The following is a 19,971-nucleotide window of genomic DNA, read 5'->3' on the forward strand; positions in this document are numbered from 1 at the left end:
CATTTTTTCGGGTAGTCTGTCTGGATACCCAGGGGGGGATGACGTCTGTGTCGGGTCTGCGAAAGGCAATGCAGGGGGGACTGCTGAGCCTGGCCATGGTCCTGCTGGCCGGAGCCGTGCATGCAGCACCGGATCCGGTGCTGGTGCTGGGCCGGATCAGCGATGACCCCCAGGCTCACTACGAGCAGCTGCAACCCCTGCTGGACTACGTGGTGGCGCGCATGCATGACGTTGGCATCCAGGAGGGGCGGGTACTGATGGCCCGCGACCCGCAGCAGATGGCCAGCTATCTGCGGCGGGGACGGGTCGACTGGGTCACGGAAACCTCCGGTACGGCGGTGGCACTGGGCCAGCGCAGTGGCGCGCGGCCGCTGCTGTTGACCGAGCGCAACGGGGTGCGCGAATACCAGACGGTGTTCTTCGTGCGCAGCGACAGTCCCATCCAGCGGGTGCAGGATCTGCGCGGCCATCGCCTGGCCCTGCAGAACACGGCATCCACCAGCGCCTACCTGGTGCCGGTGATGACTCTGCTGAACCATGGCCTGTCGCCGCAGATCCTGGCCGGGGTCTGGGACGTGCCAGGGCGTGACAGCGTGGGGTATGTGTTCGCGCGCAGCGAGTTGAACATCGCGACGTACGTGCACAAGGGGATGGCGGATGTGGGGGCGGTGAGCAGCGTGGACTGGAACGACGAGCGGCGGGTGCCGGCTGCATTCCGGCGCGATTTCCGCGAACTGCTGCGCACCGAACCCTACCCGCGTGCGGTGGAGATGGTCCGCGCCGACCTCGATGCCCGGGTGCGCGACCGCCTGCAGGAAGTCCTGCTGCAGGCCGCCAGCGACCCGCAGGCACAGGGTGCGTTGCATCGGTTTTTTGGCACTTCCGGTTTCCACCGTGTCGATGCGCATGCGCAGCAGCGGTTGGATGAATTGAAACAAGGATTGACGCGCGTGCGGATGGAAGTGGAATGAAGTGGCTCGGCTCGGGGATGCAGGCCCGGTTCCTGCTGGCGATGGGCGGAGCGATGGTCGTGGTGGTCGCCATCCTGGCGGTGCTGCTGGGGCGCCAGACGGCGATGCAGAGCGAGGTGCGCACCCTCAGCGGTGGCGTCATCCATGAATTGTTCGACCGCAGCGTGCGCAGCCGCGGCGAGGCGATGGCACGCGAGTTGTCCGATGCGCTGGCCAACCCGCTGTATTACCGCGACCTGGACCAGGTCGGCGTGCTGGTGCGCAGCACGGCGCGACAGCCGGTGGTGCGCTATGTACTGGTGTTCGACGAGCGCGGCCGGCTGGTGCACGACGGCTCGGTCGAGGTCCCGGGATTCGGCCAGCCGATGGCCGATCCCCTGGCGCCCAAGGCTGCGGCGGCGCAGGCCTTGCTGGTGCAGGAATCGCCGAAGGTGCTGGACAACACGATGCCGATCATGGTCGGCAACCAGCGCATCGGCGGCGTCCGCGTCGGCATGGCGCTGGACGAAGTGCAGCAACGCGAACAGGCGGCCAACGCCACCCTTGGCGAGCGCCTGCAACTGGTCGGCAGCCGCCATCTGGGTTGGTTGCTGCTGATGCTGGGGTTGCTGGTGGTGATCGGCGTGGTGGTGATCCTGTACGTGCAGCGCACGCTGGTCGCGCCGATCCGCGATCTGGCCGCGGCCGCGCGCCGCATCGAGGCCGGTGACTACCAGACGCCCCTGGCCGAGAACACCCGTGACGACGAAGTGGGTGAGCTGGTGCGCGGCTTCGCCCGCATGCGCGATGCGATCGCCCGCCATGACCGTGAAGTGCGGCGCATGGCCTATACCGATGCGCTGACCGGGCTGACCAACCGGCTGGCATTCCGCGAAGCGCTGGACCATCGGCTGATGGCGGCGCGTGCCGCCAATCACCGGTTGGGCCTGCTGTTCGCCGACATCGACGATTTCAAGCGGGTCAACGACACGCTTGGCCATGAGGCCGGTGACGAGGCGTTGCTGCAGTTCGCACAGCGCATCGGCCGCGCCGTTGCGGTGGCAGGCGGCGACGAGGCCCTGCTGGCCCGCTTCGGCGGTGACGAGTTCGTGATCCTGGTGGGCGACGGTGATGTGGCCGCCAACGCGCGGCTGCTGGCCGAAGTGCTGGTGCGCGAGCTGGGCAGGCCGCTGGTGGTGCAGGGCAGGGAGCTGTTCCTGGGCACCTCGATCGGCGTGACCCTGTTCCCCGACGATGCGGCCGATGCGACCACCCTGTTGAAAAACGGCGACATCGCCATGTACCAGGCGAAGATGGCCGGCAAGAACTGCTATCGCTATTACAGCCGGGCGATGGACCACGCGGTCGAGCGTCGCGTGCATATGGAACAGGAACTGCGCGGGGCTTGGGAGCGCGGCGAACTGCGCCTGGCCTACCAGCCGATCTTCCGCATGCGCGACCGCCGCATGGTCGGCGTCGAAGTACTGCTGCGCTGGCAGCATCCGACCCTGGGCACGATCCCGCCGTCGGTGTTCATTGAAGTGGCCGAGCAGAGCGGCCTGATCGAGATCATCGGCCCGAAGGTACTGCGTGCGGCCTGCATGGAGGCCTCGCAGTGGCCACGCGGGGCGGCCGGGGACGACCTGTTCGTGTCGGTGAACGTGTCACCGCGGCAGCTGCGCGGCGGCGAACTGCCGGCGCTGGTCGCGCAATGCCTGCATGAGTCCGGGCTGCCTGCGTCGCGCCTGCATCTGGAGCTGACCGAGACCGCGGTGATCGGTGACGAGATGGTCGCCGCGCAGCTGCTGGACAAGCTGCACCGCACCGGCGTGAAGGTCTGGCTGGATGATTTCGGGACCGGCTTCTCTGGGCTCAGTCATCTGCGCCAGGTGCCGGTGGACGGCGTGAAGATCGACAAGAGCTTCGTGGCCGACATGCAGCGTGATCCCGACGACCTCGCATTGACCACGGCGATCATCGCCATGGCCCACGCGCTGGGCATCACGGTGGTGGCCGAGGGCATCGAGCAGCAGGCGCAGTTCGAACTGCTGGCGCAGCGCGGCTGCGATCTGGGGCAGGGCTACTGGCTGAGCCACCCGGTCACCGCCACCGAAGTGGTGCGGATGATCGAATCGGGCGTTTGACCGATTGACGTTGTAGCGGGGTCAGATCCCTTTTCCGCAGGAAAAGGGATCTGACCCCGCTACGGAATTACACCGGGCGCTTGCTCGGGTCGCCGGGCAGTTCGCGCACCAGCTTCGGGACCAGATAGCCGGACAGGCGCGCGGTCAACCCGGCAATCAATGCCTTGGCCCGGGTGTCGTCCACTTCGAAGTGGGCCACGCCCTCGACCCGGTCCAGCTGGTGCAGGTAGTAGGGCAGCACGCCGGCGGCGAAGCTGCGCTCGCTCAGGTCCTGCAGGGCCTGCACGCTGTCGTTGACCCCGCGCAGCAGCACCGCCTGGTTCAACAGCTGGGCGCCGATGCCGCGCAGGCGGGCCATCGCCGTGTCCACGCTGGCATCGAATTCATTGGCATGGTTGGCGTGGACCACGACCGCCAGCGGCCACGGCAGGCTGCCCAGCCAGGAGACCAGTTCATCGTCCACGCGCTCGGGCAGCACGATCGGCAGGCGGCTGTGGATGCGCAGGCGGCGGATATGCGGGATCGCGCGCAGGGCGTCGGTCAGCTCGACCAGCTTGTGCGTGGCCAGCGACAGCGGGTCACCGCCGGACAGGATCACCTCGTCGATGTCCGGGTCGGCGGCGATGGCGGCTACGGCCTCCTGCCAGCCACCCTTGGCGGCGTTCTCCGCGCCATAGTCGAAGTGGCGGCGGAAGCAGTAGCGGCAGTTGATCGCACAGCTGCCCGTCGCCACCAGCAGGGCGCGGCCACGGTATTTCTGGATGACGCCGGTGGCCTTCTTGGCCGCACCATCACCCACCGCATCGAAGCTGAACCCGGGCGCCGGGCGCATTTCCTCGTCGATCGGCAGCACCTGCCGCAGCAGCGGATCGGCCGGATCGCCCTTGCGCATGCGGGCCACGAACCCCTCCGGCACGCGCAGCGCGAACTGGGCCATGGCCGCTTCGGAGACGCCCAGTGCCGCCGGGTCCAGCTCCAGCCGGGCCAGCAGCGCCTGCGGGTCGCGCAGTGCCTGGCGCCAGAGCTGCTGCCAACGCGCGGGCGCGCCTGGCGACTGGGGCCGGGGGAAGGCGGAAAGCTGCATGGAGAGGGGGCCTGCGGTTATCATGGGGGCAGAAAAACAGTCGCCCACCGGCATCCGGTGGGCTTTCCATTCTAACGGCTCGCCGCACCCGCGGCGTTTTTGCCACTCAGGAGTTTACGCATGGCCAGCTACGGCATGAACGACGTCAAGAACGGGATGAAGATCCTGGTCAACAACCAACCGGCCGTCATCATCGACACCGAATACGTCAAGCCGGGCAAGGGCCAGGCCTTCACCCGCGTGAAGTACCGCCTGATCAAGGACGGCCGTACCCAGGAAGTGACCATGAAGTCGACCGACTCGCTGGATGCAGCCGACGTCGTCGATACCGACATGAACTTCATGTACAGCGACGGCGAGTACTGGCACTTCATGGACCCGGAATCCTTCGAGCAGGTCCAGGCCACCAAGGCCGGCATGGGCGGCGCCGAGAAGTGGCTGAAGGGCGAGGAGTCCTGCGTGGTCACCCTGTGGAACGGTGAGCCGATCTTCGTGCAGCCGCCGAACTTCGTCGAGCTGAAGATCACCGAAACCGATCCGGGCGTCCGTGGCGACACCTCGGGCGGCGGCGGCAAGCCGGCCACCCTGGAAACCGGCGCCGTGGTCCGCGTGCCGCTGTTCGTGAACCAGGACGAAGTGATCCGCGTCGACACCCGTTCGGGCGAATACTCCGCACGCGTCAAGTAATCCGGCGCAGCCGGATTACGGTAGTGCCGGCCGCTGGCCGGATACGCGCCATCGCATTCGCGCTGGCGCTCCCATGATCTGCTTCGGCAGATCATGGGCCCCGCTTCACGGGTTTCCAGACCCCGCCGCTTCGCGGCAGCCCCTGACTCAGGGGCGTGTCCCCAGAAGTATCTCGCCGCCCCCCAGCCAGTGAGCCCGCATGAGCGATAGCCCGCACCTCCCCGAAGCCTGCGACCTGCTCATCGAAGCCGGTTACGTCGTTCCGATCGAGCCGCATGCGGTGGTGCTGGAAGACCATGCCGTTGCCGTGCGTGGCAGCGAGATCGTGGCCATCCTGCCGCGTGCCGAGGCGCGCGCACGGTTCCGCGCCACCCAGGTGGTCAGCCGCCCCGAGGCGGCGCTGATGCCGGGCCTGGTCAATGCGCACACGCACAACCCGATGACCCTGCTGCGCGGCGTCGCCGACGACCTGCCGCTGATGACCTGGCTGCAGCAGCATATCTGGCCGGTGGAAGCGGCGGTGATCGGCCCCGAATTCGTCGCCGACGGCACCACCCTGGCCATCGCCGAGATGCTGCGCGGCGGCACCACCTGCGCCAACGAGAACTACTTCTTCGGCGATGTGCAGGCCGCCGTCTACAAGAAGCATGGTTTCCGCGCGCTGGTCGGCGCGGTCATCATCGATTTCCCCACCGCCTGGGCCAAGACCGACGACGAGTACTTCGCCAAGGCCGGTGAACTGCATGACCAGTGGCGCACCGATCCGCTGATCGGCACCGCGTTCGCGCCGCATGCGCCGTATACGGTCAACGATGCCAACTTCGAGCGGGTGCGGATGCTGTCCGACCAGCTCGACATGCAGGTGCACCTGCACACCCACGAGACCGCGCAGGAGATCAACGATTCGATCAAGCTGCACGGCCAGCGCCCGCTGGCGCGGCTGGATCGCCTCGGCCTGGTCAACGACCGCCTGATCGCGGTGCACATGACCCAGCTGACCGATGCGGAAATCCACCTGTGCGCCGAGCGTGGCGTCAGCGTGGTGCATTGCCCGGAATCGAACCTGAAGCTCGCCTCCGGTTTCTGCCCGGCCTGCGCCCTGCAGCGCGCCGGCGTGAACCTGGCGATCGGCACCGACGGCTGCGCCAGCAACAACGACCTGGACATGTTCAGCGAGAACCGCACCGCGGCGATCCTGGCCAAGGCCGTGGCCGATGACGCCACCGCGCTGGACGCGGCGACCACGCTGCGCGCGTCCACCCTGGGCGGTGCCCGCGCGCTGGGCTTCGGCGAGCGCATCGGTTCGATCGAAGTTGGCAAGCAGGCGGACCTGGTCTGCGTCGACCTGTCCGCACTGGAAACCCAGCCGCTGCACAACGTGCTGTCGCAGCTGGTGTACGCCACCGGCCGTCAGCAGGTCAGCGACGTCTGGATCGCCGGCAAGCCGAAGCTGGTGCAGCGCGAGCTGGTCGGCATGGACCTGCCGGGCATCATCGCCAACGCGCGCCAGTGGCGCGAGCGCATCCGTCATATCCGCGCCTGAACCCCGGCGCCGCAAGGACTCCCTCATGACTGCCCCCCACGCTTCCTCCAATTTCGATCAGGCCGAGCTGGACAAGTTCGCCGCGCTGGCCAACCGCTGGTGGGACGCTGACGGCCCGCAGAAGCCGCTGCATGCGCTGAACCCGGTGCGCCTGAAATACGTGGCCGACCGCGTGCCGCTGCGCGGCGCACGCGTACTCGACATCGGTTGCGGTGGCGGCCTGTTGAGCGAAGCGCTGGCCCAGGCCGGCGCCGACGTCACCGCCATCGACCTGGCGCCGGAGCTGGTCAAGGTCGCGCGCCTGCATGCGCTGGAAAGCGGCGCCAAGGTCGATTACCGGGTGCAGGCCGCCGAGGACCTGGCCGCCGAGCAGCCGGGCAGCTTCGATGTGGTGACCTGCATGGAAATGCTGGAGCACGTGCCAGACCCGGGCGCGATCATCGAGGCCTGCAAGCGCCTGCTGAAGCCCGGCGGCCATCTGTTCCTGTCGACCATCAACCGCACCGCTGCCGCGTTCGCGGTGGCGATTGTCGGTGCCGAGTACGTGGCGCGGCTGCTGCCCAAGGGCACGCACCACTACCAGGAATTCATCAAGCCGGCCGAGCTGGCGCGCTGGTTGCGCGAGGCCGACATGCAGCTGGTGGACGTCAGCGGCATGGCCTACGAGCCGTGGCGCAACCACGCCCGCCTGAGCAGCCGCACCGACATCAACTACCTGGCCTACGCGGTCAAGCCGGCATGACCTCCGCCCGCTTCCCGCGTGCGGTGCTGTTCGACCTGGACGGCACGTTGCTGGACAGCGCGCCGGACTTCGTCGCCACCTGCAACGCGATGCTGGCCGAACGTGGTCGTGCACCCATCGATCCGGCCGCACTGCGCCCGGTGGTGTCGAAGGGCTCGCGGGCGATGGTCTCGGCCGCGTTCCCGGACCTGGATGCCGCTGCGCGCGATGCACTGATCCCGGAATTCCTGCAGCGCTATGAAGCGTTGATCGGCCAGCACGCAGTGCTGTTCGACGGCGTGGCCGGCATGCTCGCCGCGCTGGATGAGGCCGGTACGGTGTGGGGCATCGTCACCAACAAACCCGAGTACCTGGCGCGCCTGATCCTGCCGCAGCACGGCTGGCAGCAGCGCTGCGCGGTGCTGGTCGGCGGTGACAGCCTGGCCGAACGCAAGCCGCACCCGCTGCCGCTGCTGCACGCTGCGCAGGCCATTGGCATTGCCGCCGAAGACTGCGTGTACGTGGGTGACGACGAGCGCGACATCATCGCCGCACGCGCTGCCGCCATGCCGTCGGTGGCGGCGCTGTGGGGCTACCGCCTGCACAGCGACGACCCGCTGGCCTGGCAGGCCGACGTGCTGGTCGAGAACGCCGAACTTCTGCAACTGGCCAGTCTCTGGCCGACCCGGCCGGCAGCCCCGGCCCAGCCGTAAGGAATCACGTAGTGAGCAGTACCGCGCTGGACAGTTTCCTCGACAAGTGGCGCAGCCGTTGGCCGGAATGGTCGGTGGCCGCCCCGTTCGTGGCCGAATCGCAACGCGAGCTTGCCGTGGCGTGGTTTGCGCTGCTGCAGGAGTTCGACGACATGCTCAATACCGGCGGCGATCCGCTGCCGGCCGATGCCAAGCTGGCATGGTGGGGCGAGGAGCTGCGCAGCTGGGCCGGGCATCGTTCGCGCCATCCACTGGGCCGTCTGCTGGAGCCGGTGCGTGCGCCGTGGGTGCAGTTGGCCGAGGCGCTGCCGGATCTGGTTGAAGCACGCACCGTCGCGCTGGACGCTGCCAGTGCCGAGCGTGCGCTGGCCAACTACGCTGAAGCCGTGGCCGCGGTCGAGGCGGCCTTGTTCGCGGACAAGCCGCGCACCGGTGCCGGCCGTGCGGTGCAGCTGCAGACCCTGGCCCAGCGCCTGCAGGATGCCGGCGTGGCCGGTGTACCGCGCAGCCTGCTGGACGGTGATGCCAGCACGGCTGCACAGCGCTGGGCGCAGCATCTGTTGAAGGGCTGGGGCACGCGCGTGCCCGGCCCGCGCCCGCGCCGTGTGTGGTCCAGCCTGGCGCGCGCCCGCGTTGCCGCGCAGGCCGCAGGCAAGCCGATTGAAGCGACCCCGGTGCGCACCTTGTTGCGCGTGTGGTGGGCCGCGCGCGGTTGATCGATCGGCGCTGTTGACTGCTTCTGGTGGGTGCGGACCTTGGTCCGCACGCTCTGTGAGGTTGTGCCGACCAAGGTTGGCACCCACCAAAGCGCATTGCGCGCGTTACTTGCGTTCCAGTACCAGTAGCGGATCGATACGGGTATCGAACCAGTTCATGCCCCAGTGCAGGTGCGGGCCGGTGGCGCGGCCGGTGGCGCCGACCGCGGCGATCACCTGGCCTTGTTCCACACGGTCGCCAACTTTTACGTCGATGCGCGACAGGTGCAGGAAGTTGGAGCTGACCCCGAAACCATGGTCGAGCAGCAGCGTACCGCCGGTCAGGTACAGGTCCGGCCCGGCGAAGGTGACGATGCCGGCGGCCGGTGCCTTCACCGGCGTGCCGGTCGGTACCGCGATGTCCATGCCGGAATGACCGGCACCGGGCTGCCCGTTGTAGACGCGCGCATTGCCGAAGCGGCCACTGATACGGCCCTGCACCGGCCAGATGAAGGTCTGGGTGAAGTCGGTGCGGTCGTCATCGCGGGCACGTGCCGCGGTCACCTGCGCCTGTTCGCGCTTGATCCGCTCGGCAATCGCCGGCGGCGGGTTCACCGTCTTCGGCGGCACGCCGTTGACCCGCTCGGTGGGCCAGTCGCGCGGGGTCACCGCAATGGTCGCGGTCTCGCTGCCACCATCAGGGCGTTGCACCTGCACGCGCAGCGGACCCTTCTCGTCGCGGCCGATGCCGAACACCACGCTGCCATAGCCGCTCACCCGCAGTTGGCGGCCGGCGTACTGCACGCGGCTGCCGGCGGGTACCTTGCCGATCACCAGTGCGCCCTGCGACGCGCTGGCCGGGAACACCACGCGGCTGTCGATCAGGCTGCCGATGGCATCCTGCGCGTGAGCCGACGGTACGCTGAGCAGGGGCGCCGCCAGCAGCAGCGCCCCGGTAAATAGAGCCGCGCGCATCAGCGGTCGTAGGTCATGCGCTGGCCGGCGGGCTCGCCCACCAGTTTGCTGCCGTCCCACACCAGCTGGCCATTGACCCAGGTGGAGGCCACGCGCGAACGGAAGGTCGTGCCTTCGAACGGCGACCAGCCGCACTTGGACAGCACGTCCTCGCGCTTGACGGTGAACGGCACGTCTTCCACCAGCACCAGATCGGCGAAGTAGCCTTCGCGCAGGAAGCCGCGCTCTTCCACGTCGAACAACTGTGCCGGCGCGTGTGCGAATTTCTGCACCACCTGCTCGCGGGTCAGCTTGCCTTCGTGCACGCGCTCCAGCGCGGCCACCAGCGCGTACTGCACCAGCGGCAGGCCCGACGGTGCCTGCGCGTACGGCTTCTGCTTCTCTTCCCAGGTGTGCGGCGCGTGGTCGGTGGCCAGCACGTCCAGCACGTCGTCGGCCAGCGCAGCGGTGATCGCCTCTCGGTCGGACACTTCCTTGATCGCCGGGTTGCACTTGATCAGGTTGCCCTTGGTCGCGTAATCCGGGCGCGCGAAGTGCAGGAAGTGCACGCAGGTCTCGGCAGTGATCTGCTTGCGGCTGCCGTCGGCGCGGATCAGCGGGCCCTTCTCGAACAGCGCCAGCTCATCGGCGGTGGAGATGTGCAGCACATGCAGGCGGGTGCCGTGCTTGCGCGCCAGCGACATCGCCAGGCGGGTCGACTTGATGCAGGCCTCGCGCGAACGGATGTCCGGATGCATGTCAGGGGTCAGCGCATCGCCGTACTTTTCCTGGAAGGCCTTCAGGTTGGCATCGATCATCGGCGTGTCTTCGCAGTGCGTGATGATCGGGGTCGGGCATTCGCGGAAGATCGCATCCAGCGTTTCCGGGTTGTCCACCAGCATGTTGCCGGTCGAAGCACCCATGAACACCTTCACGCCCGGGGCCTTCTTCGGGTCCAGCGCACGGATCGCGTCGAGGTTGTCATTGCTGGCGCCGTGGTAGAAGCCATAGTTGGCCCAGGCGCGGCCGCGCGCGAGCTCGTACTTGGCTTCGAGGATGGTCGAATCCAGCGTCGGCGGGTTGGTGTTGGGCATGTCCATGAAGCTGGTCAGGCCACCGGCCACGGCCGCGGCCGATTCGCTGGCGATGTCGCCCTTGTGGGTCAGGCCCGGTTCGCGGAAGTGCACCTGGTCATCGATCATGCCGGGCAGCAGCCAGCGTCCGGCCGCATCCACCACCTGCTCGCCGTCGCGCGGCGCCAGCCCGCTGCCGATCTGCGCGATGCGGCCGTTCTCGATGCGCAGGTCGCCGTCGAAGGTGCGGCCTTCGTTGACCATCCGGGCGTTGGTGATGAGGGTGGAGGACATGTCAGTGTTTTCCTGTGCAACGGCAAGAGGGGGCGTTGGGAGACTCGGGCACGGGGTCGAAGCCGCCGGGATGGAACGGGTGGCAGCGACCGAGCCGGCGTGCTGCCAGCCAGCTGCCGCGCAGCGGGCCGTGCCGCGAGATGGCTTGCATCGCGTATTCAGAACAGCTCGGCACGAAACGGCAGCGTGGCCCCAGCAAGGGGCTGATGAAGCGCTTGTAGAAGCGCAGCAGGGCAATGAGCAGGCGCGAGATCACCCAGTCATCTTATGCCAGTTGGCATGAAGGCCGCATTTGTGCAGGATGGGCCGTTGGTCGCATGTCGCCGATGGCCTGCGACCGGTACCAGCACCTGCGGGTGCTGGCCAGGTTCCGTACCGCGCAAGGCGGTCCGTGTTCGTCGGACTGCCTCCAAGGGCGCCTTGACTCCAGGACTGAATGGAGCAGGGTGCCGAGGTTGCTGCTGCGGGTCGGGTAGGCTATAAAGGCCCGCTTTCCCGGGCCCCGGGGAATCCAAGGAAGAGCGTTTCGTGGCTGCTAAAAAAACTGCAAAGAAGGCCGCAACGGCCGCCAAGAAAACCGCCAAGCCTGTTGTGAAGAAGTTGGCGGCAAAGCCCGTTGCCAGGAAACCGGCCAGCAAGCCGGCGACCAAGGCAGCGTCCTCGCAACCGGCGGCCAGGAAGGCCACCGCAAAGAAAACGCCGGTCAAGGCAACCAAGCCGGTGGCGAAGAAGGCTGCTGCGCCCGCCAAGGCCAAGCCTGCCGCTGCCAGCAAGAAGGCGCCGGTGGTGAAGAAGGCCGCCAGCAAGGCTGCGCCGGTGAAGAAGGCTGCCGCCAAGCCAGTGGCGAAGAAGGCAGCAACCAAGCCGGCGCCGAAGGCGGTGGTGAAGAAGGCTGCGGTCAAGCCGGTTGCCAAGCCCGCAGCAAAGAAGGTCGCTGCGGCCAAGCCGGTCGCCACACCTGCCGCTGTAAAGAAGGTTGCCAAGAATGTTGCCGCGCCGGCCGTAAAGCCGACCCCGGCCCCAGTAGTGAAGTCCGCACCGAAGCCTGCTGCCACGCCGGCTCCGGCCAAGCCTGTCCCGGCCAAGACCGTGGCAGTGGCAGCAGCCCAACCGGCCTCCAAGCCGGCCCCGGCCGCCGCTCCTGCCGCCTCGAAGGCCCCGCAATCCAAGAATCCCGTGCCCGTTTCGAAATCGCCTGCCAAAACCGCCGTGAAATCCGATTCCGCCCCGAAGACCGTGTCGCGCCCTGTCGGCAAGGTTGCCGTGGCCGTCGCCGCCCGCTCGGCGGCACCGGCCCCGCGCAGCAAGTACAAGGTGGTCGAGTACAAGACCGACGAGGCCACCGGCCGCCCGATCCTGCCGGCTGGCTACAAGCCGTCCTCGGAAGAGGAATACATGAGCCCGCTGCAGCAGGAATACTTCCGCCAGCGCCTGCAGAACTGGCGCGCGGACCTGGTGGAAGAGTCCAAGCAGACCATCGAGAACCTGCGCGAGGAAGTGCGTGACATCGGCGACGAAGCCGAGCGTGCGACCCGCGAGACCGAGAACTCGCTGGAACTGCGTACCCGCGACCGCTATCGCAAGCTGATCGGCAAGATCGACAGCACCCTGAAGCGCCTGGAAGCGGGCGACTACGGTTACTGCGTCGACACCGGCGAGGAAATCGGCCTGGAACGCCTGGAAGCGCGCCTCACCGCCGAACGCACCATCGACGCCCAGGAGCGTTGGGAGCACCTGCAGAAGCAGCAGGGCGACTGATTCCCGCTCGTTGTATGGTCATGCAGAAAACCCGGCTTCGGCCGGGTTTTTTGTTGGGGTGGTTGACTGGGTAGAACGGCGCCTTCCGCGTATCAGAGGGAGCCTGCGGGTGGGTCCGGGCAGGACACGCTGCAAGTACATCCCTGTAAGCTCGGCCGCGGCATCCATGCCGCGGACGGTCCTGCCCGGACCCACCCGCAGGCTCTCAACGGTTTCCTGCGTGCGCGGCCGATGTAGGGCCGAGCCCACGTTCGGCTCAGGCCGAAGCTGGAGGGCAAGGAAGAGGAAAAGCAAAAGCAGAAAGCAAAAGCAGCCAAGCATGGCTTGACTCTACCAAGAGCGGTCATGCGTGCGCTCGCGGCTGTTGAGTCCGCCTTGTAGCGAGCCGAGCACCGCAGGGGAATCAGGGGCGAAGAGGCGCCGCTGTTTGAGCGCAGCGAGTTCGGCGCCGTCCCCTGATTCACCGAGGAGCACGGGGCACCGGCGCGCAGCGCCGGCTCGCGGATGGCGGAGCGCTTCTTTGGTTACTTTCTTTTCGCGAAAAGAAAGTAACACCCCGCCGCGGTCGCGGAAAAGGGCCGCCGGGCATGGCCCGGCGCTACCAATGCGTCGGCGCACGTAAAGCGGCTGTCGCGGAAACGACGAGCCGACGCTACTGCAGATCACGCAAATTCAGTTTCCGCAGCGTCGGGTTCTTCCACGCGGTGATCCCGGCCACGCTCAACACCGCAAACCCACCCAGCACCACTGCAGGCACCAGCCCCAGCAGACGGGCCATCGTGCCGGCATAGAACGCGCCCAGCTCGTTGGACGAACTGATGAAGATGCCGTTGATCGACGACACCCGTCCGCGCATTTCTTCCGGCGTGGCCAACTGCAGGATGGTCGAGCGGATCACCACCGAGACGCCATCGAAGGCCCCATAGAACAGCAGGATCAGCGCCGACAGCCAGAAGTGCTGCGACAGGCCGAAGCCGATCACGCACAGGCCGAACCCCGCCACCGCGAACAGCAACACGCGGCCGGCATTGCGGTGCAGCGGGTGGCGGGCCAGCCACAGGCCCACGAACACCGAACCGAGCGCCGGCATCGCGCGCAGGATGCCGAGGCCCTCCGGACCGTGGTGCAGGATTTCGTGCAGGAAGGCCGGCAGCATCGCCACCACGCCGCCCAGCAGCACCGAGAACATGTCCAGCGCCATCGCGCCGACCATGATCCGGTTGCCGACCACGAATCGCGCGCCTTCGGCGATGCTCTTGAAGATCGGCGCGGCCGGACCGGTGTGCACCGGCTCCTCCACTTTCAGCGTGGCCAGGCAGGCCATCGCCACCAGCGCAAAGGCCGTAGCCACCGCGTAGGACAGGCCCTTGCCGCCGAAGCCGACCAGCACGCCGCCCAGCGCCGGGCCGGCCACCATGCCGGCCTGGAAAACCACGGCGCCGAGGCCAGCGCCACGCGCGAACTGGTCACGGGCCAGCACGCGGGCGAACAGTGCGTTGTAGATTGGCGACAGGAAGGCGCGGACCATGCCGGTCAGGGCGATGGCCGCATAGATCGGCCACACGCCCTCGAACGGCAGCCAACCCGTCGCAACGCTGGTCAGCACCAGCGCCGTGGCGATCAGCCCGGAACAGGCGACCATGCCCAGCCGACGGCGCGGCAGGTGGTCGACCAGATAGCCGGCGAACGGCGCCACGCAGAAGAACGGCAGCACCTCGGCCAGGCCGACCAGGCCCAGCGAGAACGGATTGCGGGTGACTTCGTAGATGTGCCAGCCGACGGTGACCGCCACCACCTGGTAGGACAGCATCGCGAAGATGCGGTAGGCCAGCAGCTTGGCGAAACCGGGCCGGGACAGCAGGCCCAGCGCGGTGTCTTCGGCTGTGGCAGGCTCGCTCACGACGGGTCGCGCTGCAGCTGGGCCTGCGCGGTCTCGCGGATGAAGGCCAGCATCGCCGCCACGCCGTTGCTGCGGGTGGGGGAGAGGTGACGGGCCAGGCCGATGTCCTGGATGTAGCTGGGCTCGGTGTCCAGGATTTCCTGTGCCGAGCGCCCGGAGTACACGCGCAGGGCCAGGAAGATCAGGCCGGAAACGATGGCCGAATCACTGATGGCATGGAAGCGCAGCGACTGCGCGTTGCCTTCCGGCACGATCCAGACCATCGACTGGCAGCCGAGCAGGCGGTGCTCTTCGGTCTTCCATTCGTCCGGGAAGGCGGGCAGCTTGCGGCCGAGGTCGATCAGGTACTGGTAGCGCTCGGACCAGTCGCCGAAGAAGCCGAATTCCTCGGCGATGGCGGTCTGGGCCTCGGCGGCGGTAGGTTCAAGCGGGAACGGGGAGTCGGTCACAACAGTCTCTACAGTGGGGGCGTGGCCGGCGGGCCGGCCACGGGGCAGGGCAGGTCAGCCGCGCTTGCGCGACCAGCGCACGCCCTGCGGGGTGTCTTCCAGCACGATGCCTTCGGCGGCCAGCTGGTCGCGGATGGCATCGGAACGGGCGAAATCACGCGCCTTCTTGGCCGCAGCACGCTCGTCGATCAGGCCCTGGATGCGGGCATCGTCGCCGTCATCGCCCGCAGCGGTACCGAACCACTGCGCCGGATCGGCCTGCAGCAGGCCCAGCGCCAGGCCGGCGCCGAGCAGCTCGCCCTTCAGCCGTGCCTGTTCGGCCGGGTCGGTGGCGCGGCGTGCATCGGCGGCGATGCGGGCCACTTCGGCCAGCGCCTGCGGGGTGTTCAGGTCGTCATCCAGGGTCGCCTCGACGCTGGCCGGGATCACCGCGCTGGCTTCGATCGACGCCAGCTCGCGCAGCGTGCCGTACAGGCGGTCCAGGGTGCGCACCGACTGCTCGATCAGGCCATCGGACCAGTCCAGCGGCTGCCGGTAATGGGCCGACAGCAGGGCCAGACGCAGCGCTTCCGGCGGATGCTGGCGCACCAGGTCGTGTACGCGCTCGATGTTGCCCAGCGACTTGCTCATCTTGGCGCCGCCGAAGTTGAGCATGCCGTTGTGCAGCCAGTAGCGGGCAAAGATCCTGCCGCCATGCGCGCATTCGCTCTGCGCGATCTCGTTCTCGTGGTGCGGGAACTGCAGGTCGACACCGCCGGCATGGATGTCGATGGTCTCGCCCAGATGGGCGGCCGCCATCGCCGAGCATTCGATGTGCCAGCCCGGGCGGCCGCGGCCCCAGGGCGATTCCCAGCCGGGCAGGTCGTCGCTGGACGGCTTCCACAGCACGAAATCGCCCGGATCACGCTTGTAGGGGGCGACATCGACGCGGGCGCCGGCCAGCATCTCTTCCGGATCGCGTCGCGAGAGCTTGCCGTAGCCGTCGAAGCTGGCCACCGCGAACAGCACGTGGCCTTCGGCGGCATAGGCATGACCATTGGCGATCAGCTGCTCGATCATGGTGATGATCTGCGGCATGTGCGCAGTCACTTCCGGCTCGATGTCCGGCGGCACCACGCCCAGCGCGGCCATGTCTTCACGGTAGGCGGCGGCGAACCTGTCGGTGATGGTGCTGATCGGCACCCCCTGCTCGCGTGCAGCGGTGTTGATCTTGTCGTCCACGTCGGTGATGTTGCGCGCGTAGCGCAGGCCACCGAAACGCCGCCGCAGCAGATCGGCCAGCACCCCGAACACCACCGGGCCACGGGCGTTGCCGATGTGCACGTAGTTGTAGACCGTGGGGCCGCACACATACAGGGTCGGACAGGCCGGATCGAGCGGGGTGAACGGTTCGAGCTGGCGAGTCAGGTTGTTGTGCAGGCGCAGGGTCATGGGGCTGTGGCTGGGGGACAAGCCCGTGATTTTAGAACGTGTCGGCCCGCTTTGGGGCGCCGATTGCCACCGGTGGACGCCGGCTCCCCCCAAGGTGGGGTGGGCAGGAGCGGCGTGGACGGGTAATGTTCAGCCCCTTGCGCTCGTCACTGCCTACACTATTGCCGTGTCCTTGCTCCCGTCGCCACTGAAATCCACCGCGTTGCTGACCCTGGCCTGCCTGTCGGCGACGGCCGCCGTGGCCCAGGCGCAGGAAGCCGAGCCGCGCAACCGGGTGGTGATCGTCGAGAACGTGAAGTTCGACTATGCGCAGGTGCTGAACGTCGAGCCGGTGTTCCAGACCCTGCGCGCGACCCGCACCGAGGAGCATTGCGAGCCGATCTCGACCCGCACCCTGGCCCCGGTCAACGTCACCGGTGAAGAGCCGGTCGAGGACAAGGGCCGGATCAGCCGCTTCTGGGACTCGGTGCGCTCGATGTTCAAGCGCAGCGATGAAGAGGTCTCCGAGGAGACCGCCGCCGAGACGCCCGCCCCGGCACCGGCCAACAACGGCCCGATGCTGACCCGCGACTGCCGCATCGTGCCGGTCGGGCGTGAATTCCGCCGGCCGATCGCCTATGACGTGGATTACGTCTACAAGGGCACCAAGTACCGGTCGCGCCTGCCGGAAGACCCCGGCAACCGGCTGAAGATCCGGGTTTCGATCACCCCCTGGGTCGGCCCCGAGCAGGGCGCCGCCGGTAATCCCTGATTCTGCGACCCCGGCCCCTTGCGTCGGCCCCGGCCGCATGCAAAGATTGGCGGCCATGAAGCTCACCGACTTCCAGCACGACAGCAGCGCAGCCCGACAGGCGTCGGGCATGACCTCGCGTGCGCGTCGACCGGAACCCCACATCCTCGCTGGGTAACCGGAGCTTTCTGCTGTTCGTCCGAAAAAAACCCAGCCCGCCGGCTGGGTTTTTTCGTTTCCGCGCTTAAAAAATGCATGTGCTGAAAGCTGCAACTGCAACCTTTTCGATCCACCTTTGCTTCCTGCTTTTCCCTTCCACCGCGTCGAACCCGGCGCCGCCACGCAAGGAAAGATGATGTCCCCCAAGCACTTCCTGAACACCCAGGACTGGAGCCGCAGCGATCTTGACGCGCTGCTGACCCAGGCCGCGCTGTTCAAGCGCAACAAGCTCGGCGACCAGCTCAAGGGCAAGTCGATCGCGCTGGTGTTCTTCAACCCCTCCATGCGCACCCGCACCAGCTTCGAACTGGGCGCATTCCAGCTCGGCGCCCACGCGGTGGTGCTGCAGCCGGGCAAGGATGCGTGGCCGATCGAGTTCAACCTCGGCACGGTGATGGACGGCGATACCGAAGAACACATTGCGGAAGTGGCCAAGGTGCTGGGCCGTTACTGCGACATCATCGCCGTGCGTGCGTTCCCCAAGTTCATCGACTGGGCCTACGACCGCCAGGACATCGTCCTCAACAGCTTCGCCAAGTATTCGCCGGTGCCGGTCATCAACATGGAGACCATCACCCACCCGTGCCAGGAGCTGGCCCACATCATGGCCCTGCAGGAGCACTTCGGCACCCAGGACCTGCGTGGCAAGAAGTACGTGCTGACCTGGACCTACCATCCCAAGCCGCTGAACACCGCCGTGGCCAACTCGGCACTGACCATCGCCACCCGCATGGGCATGGACGTGACCCTGCTGTGCCCGACCGCCGACTACATCCTCGACGATCGCTACATGGGCTGGGCCGAGCAGAACGTGGCCGAGAGCGGCGGTTCGCTGAAGATCAGCCATGACATCGACAGCGCCTACGCCGGCGCCGACGTGGTCTACGCCAAGAGCTGGGGCGCGCTGCCGTTCTTCGGCAACTGGGAGCCGGAGAAGCCGATCCGCGACCAGTTCAAGCACTTCATCGTGGACGAGCGGAAGATGGCACTGACCAACAACGGTGTGTTCAGCCACTGCCTGCCGCTGCGCCGGAACGTGAAGGCCACCGACGCGGTGATGGATTCGCCGCAGTGCATCGCCATCAACGAAGCCGAGAACCGCCTGCACGTGCAGAAGGCGATCATGGCGGCCGTTGCCGGGCGCTAGATCGAACAAGGGGTAGAGCCGACCGTTGGTCGGCTGCTCCCGCAGCGGCGCATCTATCATTCCAGCCGACCAACGGTCGGCTCTACCGAATTCCCATCCCCCAAGTGGACCTGACTCCCATGAGCAACAAAGACGTCGTTCTCGCCTTCTCCGGCGGCCTGGATACCAGCTTCTGCGTGCCGTACCTGCAGGAGCGCGGCTACAACGTGCACACCGTGTTCGCCGACACCGGCGGCGTGGATGATGAAGAGCGCGATTTCATCGAAAAGCGCGCCGCCGAACTGGGCGTGACCAGCCACGTCACCGTCAACGGTGGCCCGGCCATCTGGGAAGGCTTCGTCAAGCCGTTCGTGTGGGCCGGCGAAGGCTACCAGGGCCAGTACCCGCTGCTGGTCTCGGACCGCTACCTGATCGTCGATGCCGCGCTGAAGCGTGCCGCCGAACTGGGCACCAACATCATCGCCCACGGCTGCACCGGCATGGGCAACGACCAGGTCCGCTTCGACCTGGCCGTGAAGGCGCTGGGTGACTACCAGATCATCGCGCCGATCCGCGAGATCCAGAAGGAACACACCCAGACCCGCGCCTACGAGCAGAAGTACCTGGAAGAGCGCGGCTTCGGCGTGCGCGCCAAGCAGCAGGCCTACACCATCAACGAGAACCTGCTGGGCCTGACCATGTCCGGCGGCGAGATCGACCGTTGGGAAGCCCCGGGCGAGGGCGCCCGTGGCTGGTGCGCACCGCGCAGCGAGTGGCCGGAGCAGGCGCTGACCGTCACCCTGAAGTTCGTTGAAGGCGAAGCCGTTGAACTGAACGGCAAGGCGCTGCCGGGCGACCAGATCCTGGCCCAGCTCAACAAGCTGTTCGCCCCGTACGGCGTCGGTCGCGGCGTGTACACCGGCGACACCGTGATCGGCCTGAAGGGCCGCATCGTGTTCGAGGCCCCGGGCCTGGTTTCGCTGCTGGCCGCACACCGCGCGCTGGAAGATGCGGTGCTGACCAAGCAGCAGAACCGCTTCAAGCCGGACGTGGCGCGCAAGTGGGTGGAGCTGGTGTACGAAGGCTTCTACCACGATCCGCTGAAGACCGACATCGAAGCCTTCCTGAAGTCCTCGCAGGCCAAGGTGAACGGTGAAGTGGTGCTGGAAACCCGCGGTGGCCGCGTCGATGCAGTGGCGGTGAAGTCGCCGCACCTGCTCAACACCAAGGGTGCCACCTACGCGCAGTCGGCCGACTGGGGCGTGGAAGAGGCAGAGGGCTTCATCAAGCTGTTCGGCATGAGCTCCACTGTCTATGCGCAGGTCAATCGTGGTTGACCTGTGACGGGGTGCCGGCCGCTGGCCGGCGCCTCGCAACGTCGATGGAGGGTAGTGCCGGCCGCTGGCCGGCTCGTGGCACGGCTGGATCATTGCGGAGCCGGCCAGCCTGACTGGTCAACATCAGCAACGGCAGCAGCGCGGTAAGCCCCACCAGCATGGC

At 67.3% G+C, this 19,971-nt stretch carries 18 protein-coding genes; 11 read left to right on the forward strand and 7 right to left on the reverse strand.

The features are described 5' to 3' along the window. The first annotated feature begins 38 nt into the window (after positions 1-38). Both H4O10_RS20965 and H4O10_RS20970 read left to right on the forward strand, forming a co-directional pair. Positions 39-971 carry a phosphate/phosphite/phosphonate ABC transporter substrate-binding protein gene (locus tag H4O10_RS20965; RefSeq protein WP_049404638.1) on the forward strand — a complete coding sequence of 311 codons (933 nt, stop codon included), beginning with the start codon at positions 39-41 and terminating at the stop codon, positions 969-971. Continuing rightward, the gene (locus tag H4O10_RS20970) at positions 968-3,094 is read left to right on the forward strand and encodes a GGDEF domain-containing protein (protein WP_049453459.1); all 2,127 of its coding nucleotides are present in this window, start codon (positions 968-970) and stop codon (positions 3,092-3,094) included. The genes H4O10_RS20965 and H4O10_RS20970 overlap by 4 nt, the downstream gene beginning before the upstream one ends. Before the next feature lie 67 nt (positions 3,095-3,161). Here H4O10_RS20970 and epmB read toward each other — a convergent pair whose 3' ends face one another. Next, positions 3,162-4,178 (reverse strand): EF-P beta-lysylation protein EpmB, encoded by a 1,017-nt coding sequence (epmB, locus tag H4O10_RS20975; protein WP_033834684.1) that lies wholly within the window; start codon positions 4,176-4,178, stop codon positions 3,162-3,164. A 120-nt stretch (positions 4,179-4,298) separates the two neighbouring features. Between epmB and efp the strand changes: the two genes are divergently transcribed. The 5 genes from efp to H4O10_RS21000 all read left to right on the forward strand — a co-directional run bounded on the left by efp (position 4,299) and on the right by H4O10_RS21000 (position 8,558). After that, a complete protein-coding gene (gene efp, locus H4O10_RS20980; protein ID WP_005410381.1) occupies positions 4,299-4,865 on the forward strand; it encodes an elongation factor P in 567 nt (188 codons plus the stop codon). A gap of 199 nt (positions 4,866-5,064) precedes the next feature. Beyond that, positions 5,065-6,408, forward strand: a complete 1,344-nt coding sequence (locus H4O10_RS20985; protein ID WP_005410380.1) for a TRZ/ATZ family hydrolase — start codon at positions 5,065-5,067, stop codon at positions 6,406-6,408. 25 nt (positions 6,409-6,433) lie between these two features. Then, entirely contained in the window at positions 6,434-7,150 is a 717-nt protein-coding gene (ubiG, locus tag H4O10_RS20990) for a bifunctional 2-polyprenyl-6-hydroxyphenol methylase/3-demethylubiquinol 3-O-methyltransferase UbiG (RefSeq protein ID WP_005410379.1), read from the forward strand. Then, positions 7,147-7,842: a phosphoglycolate phosphatase gene (locus tag H4O10_RS20995; RefSeq protein WP_005410378.1), complete on the forward strand. Its 696-nt coding sequence runs from the start codon at positions 7,147-7,149 to the stop codon at positions 7,840-7,842. The genes ubiG and H4O10_RS20995 overlap by 4 nt, the downstream gene beginning before the upstream one ends. Positions 7,843-7,853: 11 nt before the next feature. Beyond that, complete coding sequence (locus tag H4O10_RS21000) at positions 7,854-8,558, forward strand: phytoene synthase (RefSeq protein WP_049453461.1); 705 nt, start codon at positions 7,854-7,856, stop codon at positions 8,556-8,558. Positions 8,559-8,663: 105 nt separating this feature from the next. Here H4O10_RS21000 and H4O10_RS21005 read toward each other — a convergent pair whose 3' ends face one another. The 3 genes from H4O10_RS21005 to yidD are packed head-to-tail and all read right to left on the reverse strand — an operon-like array spanning position 8,664 to position 11,114. Continuing rightward, positions 8,664-9,512 (reverse strand): M23 family metallopeptidase, encoded by an 849-nt coding sequence (locus H4O10_RS21005; protein ID WP_005414018.1) that lies wholly within the window; start codon positions 9,510-9,512, stop codon positions 8,664-8,666. Continuing rightward, a complete protein-coding gene (locus H4O10_RS21010; protein WP_012480835.1) occupies positions 9,512-10,858 on the reverse strand; it encodes a dihydroorotase in 1,347 nt (448 codons plus the stop codon). The genes H4O10_RS21005 and H4O10_RS21010 overlap by 1 nt, the downstream gene beginning before the upstream one ends. Before the next feature lies 1 nt (position 10,859). Beyond that, positions 10,860-11,114: a membrane protein insertion efficiency factor YidD gene (gene yidD, locus H4O10_RS21015; protein WP_080240779.1), complete on the reverse strand. Its 255-nt coding sequence runs from the start codon at positions 11,112-11,114 to the stop codon at positions 10,860-10,862. A gap of 272 nt (positions 11,115-11,386) precedes the next feature. Here yidD and dksA point away from each other — a divergent pair, with 272 nt between their 5' ends. Further along, positions 11,387-12,616: an RNA polymerase-binding protein DksA gene (gene dksA / locus H4O10_RS21020; protein ID WP_049453462.1), complete on the forward strand. Its 1,230-nt coding sequence runs from the start codon at positions 11,387-11,389 to the stop codon at positions 12,614-12,616. 652 nt (positions 12,617-13,268) lie between these two features. On the opposite strand, the gene H4O10_RS21025 is transcribed toward dksA, so the two are convergent. The 3 genes from H4O10_RS21025 to cysS are packed head-to-tail and all read right to left on the reverse strand — an operon-like array spanning position 13,269 to position 16,396. Continuing rightward, a complete protein-coding gene (locus H4O10_RS21025; RefSeq protein WP_049404644.1) occupies positions 13,269-14,516 on the reverse strand; it encodes an MFS transporter in 1,248 nt (415 codons plus the stop codon). Next, the gene (locus H4O10_RS21030) at positions 14,513-14,965 is read right to left on the reverse strand and encodes a SufE family protein (protein WP_005410372.1); all 453 of its coding nucleotides are present in this window, start codon (positions 14,963-14,965) and stop codon (positions 14,513-14,515) included. The genes H4O10_RS21025 and H4O10_RS21030 overlap by 4 nt, the downstream gene beginning before the upstream one ends. A gap of 54 nt (positions 14,966-15,019) precedes the next feature. Beyond that, a complete protein-coding gene (cysS, locus tag H4O10_RS21035) occupies positions 15,020-16,396 on the reverse strand; it encodes a cysteine--tRNA ligase (RefSeq protein WP_005410371.1) in 1,377 nt (458 codons plus the stop codon). Positions 16,397-16,583: 187 nt separating this feature from the next. On the opposite strand from cysS, the gene H4O10_RS21040 reads away from it, so the two are divergent. From H4O10_RS21040 to H4O10_RS21050, 3 genes are all read left to right on the forward strand, one after another. Further along, positions 16,584-17,147, forward strand: coding sequence for a hypothetical protein (locus H4O10_RS21040; protein WP_024958440.1), 564 nt, complete (start codon positions 16,584-16,586; stop codon positions 17,145-17,147). A gap of 334 nt (positions 17,148-17,481) precedes the next feature. Then, entirely contained in the window at positions 17,482-18,492 is a 1,011-nt protein-coding gene (locus H4O10_RS21045) for an N-acetylornithine carbamoyltransferase (RefSeq protein WP_014037861.1), read from the forward strand. Positions 18,493-18,611: 119 nt separating this feature from the next. Then, entirely contained in the window at positions 18,612-19,808 is a 1,197-nt protein-coding gene (locus H4O10_RS21050) for an argininosuccinate synthase (protein WP_005410368.1), read from the forward strand. Positions 19,809-19,971: the final 163 nt, after the last annotated feature.

The organism is Stenotrophomonas sp. I18B00994, assembly GCF_014145825.1.
In the GTDB taxonomy this organism is placed as follows: Bacteria; Pseudomonadota; Gammaproteobacteria; order Xanthomonadales; family Xanthomonadaceae; genus Stenotrophomonas; species Stenotrophomonas maltophilia.

Excerpts from the sequence above, each read along its gene's own strand:
- H4O10_RS20965 (WP_049404638.1), top strand. The coding sequence starts at position 39 with ATGACGTCTGTGTCGGGTCTGCGAAAGGCAATGCAGGGGGGACTGCTG.
- H4O10_RS20970 (WP_049453459.1), top strand. The coding sequence starts at position 968 with ATGAAGTGGCTCGGCTCGGGGATGCAGGCCCGGTTCCTGCTGGCGATG.
- epmB (WP_033834684.1), bottom strand. The coding sequence starts at position 4,178 with ATGCAGCTTTCCGCCTTCCCCCGGCCCCAGTCGCCAGGCGCGCCCGCG.
- efp (WP_005410381.1), top strand. The coding sequence starts at position 4,299 with ATGGCCAGCTACGGCATGAACGACGTCAAGAACGGGATGAAGATCCTG.
- H4O10_RS20985 (WP_005410380.1), top strand. The coding sequence starts at position 5,065 with ATGAGCGATAGCCCGCACCTCCCCGAAGCCTGCGACCTGCTCATCGAA.
- ubiG (WP_005410379.1), top strand. The coding sequence starts at position 6,434 with ATGACTGCCCCCCACGCTTCCTCCAATTTCGATCAGGCCGAGCTGGAC.
- H4O10_RS20995 (WP_005410378.1), top strand. The coding sequence starts at position 7,147 with ATGACCTCCGCCCGCTTCCCGCGTGCGGTGCTGTTCGACCTGGACGGC.
- H4O10_RS21005 (WP_005414018.1), bottom strand. The coding sequence starts at position 9,512 with ATGCGCGCGGCTCTATTTACCGGGGCGCTGCTGCTGGCGGCGCCCCTG.
- H4O10_RS21010 (WP_012480835.1), bottom strand. The coding sequence starts at position 10,858 with ATGTCCTCCACCCTCATCACCAACGCCCGGATGGTCAACGAAGGCCGC.
- cysS (WP_005410371.1), bottom strand. The coding sequence starts at position 16,396 with ATGACCCTGCGCCTGCACAACAACCTGACTCGCCAGCTCGAACCGTTC.
- H4O10_RS21045 (WP_014037861.1), top strand. The coding sequence starts at position 17,482 with ATGTCCCCCAAGCACTTCCTGAACACCCAGGACTGGAGCCGCAGCGAT.
- H4O10_RS21050 (WP_005410368.1), top strand. The coding sequence starts at position 18,612 with ATGAGCAACAAAGACGTCGTTCTCGCCTTCTCCGGCGGCCTGGATACC.